Source organism: Rubrivirga sp., from assembly GCF_049648075.1.
Lineage (GTDB): Bacteria > Bacteroidota > Rhodothermia > Rhodothermales > Rubricoccaceae > Rubrivirga.
Window position 1 is genome coordinate 1 of record NZ_JBARYR010000386.1, and the last position, 2,484, is coordinate 2,484.

At 67.9% G+C, this 2,484-nt stretch carries 5 protein-coding genes; 3 read left to right on the forward strand and 2 right to left on the reverse strand.

Annotated elements, in window-relative coordinates; translation table 11 throughout:
• From WBA11_RS11115 to WBA11_RS11125, 3 genes are all read left to right on the forward strand, one after another.
• On the forward strand, nucleotides 1-545 hold a 545-nt coding region (locus tag WBA11_RS11115; protein ID WP_424520756.1), incomplete at its 5' end, for a 3-hydroxyacyl-CoA dehydrogenase family protein.
• On the forward strand, nucleotides 546-917 hold the full coding sequence (locus WBA11_RS11120) for a hypothetical protein (RefSeq protein WP_424520757.1): 372 nt from the start codon (nucleotides 546-548) through the stop codon (nucleotides 915-917).
• A gap of 77 nt (nucleotides 918-994) precedes the next feature.
• Nucleotides 995-1,423 carry a hypothetical protein gene (locus WBA11_RS11125; protein ID WP_424520758.1) on the forward strand — a complete coding sequence of 143 codons (429 nt, stop codon included), beginning with the start codon at nucleotides 995-997 and terminating at the stop codon, nucleotides 1,421-1,423.
• Between the two features lie 32 nt (nucleotides 1,424-1,455).
• Here the strand turns inward: WBA11_RS11125 and WBA11_RS11130 are convergent, their stop codons facing one another.
• Complete coding sequence (locus WBA11_RS11130) at nucleotides 1,456-1,995, reverse strand: hypothetical protein (protein WP_424520759.1); 540 nt, start codon at nucleotides 1,993-1,995, stop codon at nucleotides 1,456-1,458.
• 179 nt (nucleotides 1,996-2,174) lie between these two features.
• A partial coding sequence (locus WBA11_RS11135) for a hypothetical protein (protein WP_424520760.1) occupies nucleotides 2,175-2,484 on the reverse strand: 310 nt, incomplete at its 5' end.

Consider the following 2,484-nt stretch of genomic DNA (forward strand, 5'->3'; position numbering starts at 1 on the left):
TCGACGAGGCCGCGCCCCCCGCTGCGATCCTCGCCTCGAACACGTCCTCGATCTCGATCACCCAGATCGCAGGCGCGACCTCGAGGCCGGACAAGGTCATCGGGATGCACTTCTTCAACCCCGTCCCGGTGATGAAGCTCGTCGAGGTCGTCCGCGGCCTGGCGACGAGCGACGAGACCTACGAAGCGGTCCGCGAGCTGAGCGAGGGGCTGGGCAAAACCCCCGTCGAGGTCACCGACGCGGCCGGGTTCGTCTCGAATCGGGTCCTGATGCCGATGATCAACGAGGCCATTTTCTGTGTCCACGAGGGCGTCGCAACGCCCGAGGCCGTCGACCAGGTGATGACGTTGGGCATGGCGCACCCGATGGGGCCGCTCACGCTCGCCGACTTTATCGGCCTCGACGTGTGCCTGTCCATCATGGAGGTCCTGCACCACGAACTGGGCGAGGACAAGTACCGCCCGTGTCCGCTGCTTCGCAAGATGGTGGCTGCCGGCCGGCTCGGCCGGAAGTCTGGTCAGGGCTTCTACGACTACGACGGGTAGGTGGACGGCCTCTCGGGCATCGCGCTCCTAGAGGCCAAGCTCGCCGACACGTTCGCCCTCGAGGACGTGGACGAGGCACGGTCCGTTCTCGAGGGGTACGGCGCTGAGGAGTGGCACCGCGAGCGGGACCGGGTCTGGCTCGCGGTGATCAAACAAAGCGGCGGAAGCGTGGTCCAGCTTCAGGAGTGGGTCGACCTCGCCTGTCGCGACTACCGAGATGCTCTCGCAGGAGCGGAGTACCCGGAGTCGATTCGATTACTTGCACAGGAGTCCTCGAGCCCTGAGGCCCAAGCGGCTCGTCGTCGGGATGCCCAGCAGTACCGCGACTGGCTTGCGTCCTCGAGGTCGGCGCCGGACGATCGGTTACCCTAGCGCGGGCGCCCTCGAGGCCGCGGCGCTTTGATGGCCCCGCGTGGACGACTAGAGTTCTACACACACCCGACGACACCATGCCCTCTCTTTCGGCTCTCGCCCCGCTGTCGCTGGCTTTGGTCGGTGCCGTCGTCTACCACCTGTCGCAGAAGTCTGTGCCGGATGGGGCTGGGCCGTTCGTCGTGATTGGGGTGGCCTACGCCGTCGGGCTCGCGACGTGTGTCGGGATCGTGGTCGCGAGCGGAGCGCCCGTCCTCGAGTCCGCACGCGCGGCGTGGCGCCCAGCCATCGGCGTCGGCCTGGGTGTGCTCGCCATCGAGGCCGGGTTTCTCTTGGCGTACCGCGCCGGTTGGCCGCTGTCGACGGCGTCGCTCATCGTCAACGTGTCCGTCGCCGTCGTGCTTTTGGTCGCCGGGCTCGCGTTCTTCGGCGAGTCGCTGACGGCCCGGCAGTGGGCCGGCATCGGCGCCTGCTTGGTCGGGCTCGCGCTCATTACGTCGCGGTAGCGACGAGGCGAGGGCTCTGCTATGTCGTGCTGCTACTTGTCACTCGCCTCGGACATACCCCAGGAGAAGCCGCGGATGTCCATCCGGAAGCTGGACCTCGTGCTGCGCACCTGGTCGAACGCGTCGATCACGTTGCCGAGACACGTCTGGGGCGCGCATGGAGCCCTGGCTGCGCGTCCGCGCTGATCGACGTAGCTCCACTCGGCGCTCGGCCGAGCATCATGGACTCTCCACCCGCGCCAAGGGCCACGCTCTGGCTTCACCAGGATCATCAGGATGGACCGCGGCCCAGGGAGCCTCGCGCGTGCCTCTGACCCGAAGCCGGAGCTGAGAATGCGGTCGAGGACGATCCACTGGCCGGCCGTGGAGAGGACGGCCATCTGATCGACGTCGCCGCGTCGAAGAGGGGCCATGCCGTCGTGGGCCGGCGCGATGGAGAGAGTCGCGGCGCGCAAGTCACCGCGCTGCTCGCTGTACTCGATCTGGAGCGTGTGCGTCGCGTTGCTGCGCTGCGCCTGTGACGGAACCGTGACAGCGAGGAGCAGGGTCGCAAAGAGGGAGAGTCGGAGCATGGGTAGGAGGAGTGGACGGTACATCAAGAGGGAATGCCGACCCGAGCGATGGTCGACCCCGAGGCCGGGGCCCATGTGTCATGAGGACGGCACGTTCGGTCCCACGCCCTCGAGGACGGGCAGGCATCCTCGAGGGCAGCGTCGCGGGTCGCGACGGGGTGTGCCGACGGCGCACGGGCTCAGAACGTGAACGAGACGGCCTGGTCGTTGCCGGTCGCGGGTCCCGCGGGCCTCGTCGCCCCCCTTCGTTCTCTTTGTTCGTCACACGAAAGATCAGAGAAGGGATTGCAGAAAAACTCGTACTCGTCGTCTGGCGGGTCCGGCTCGGGGTCAGGGTCGGGTTCTGGCTCCGGGTCCGGCTTCTCCGGCGGCGGCTCGTCGGTATCGCCGTCTCCTCCGCGGGACGACATGGGGGGAATAGCGAAGCCGACGGTCCTGCCTCGAGCCGGCGTCACCGCGATGCCGACGAGGGTCTGGGGCGACGGCGCG

Excerpts from the sequence above, each read along its gene's own strand:
- WBA11_RS11125 (WP_424520758.1), top strand. The coding sequence starts at position 995 with ATGCCCTCTCTTTCGGCTCTCGCCCCGCTGTCGCTGGCTTTGGTCGGT.
- WBA11_RS11130 (WP_424520759.1), bottom strand. The coding sequence starts at position 1,995 with ATGCTCCGACTCTCCCTCTTTGCGACCCTGCTCCTCGCTGTCACGGTT.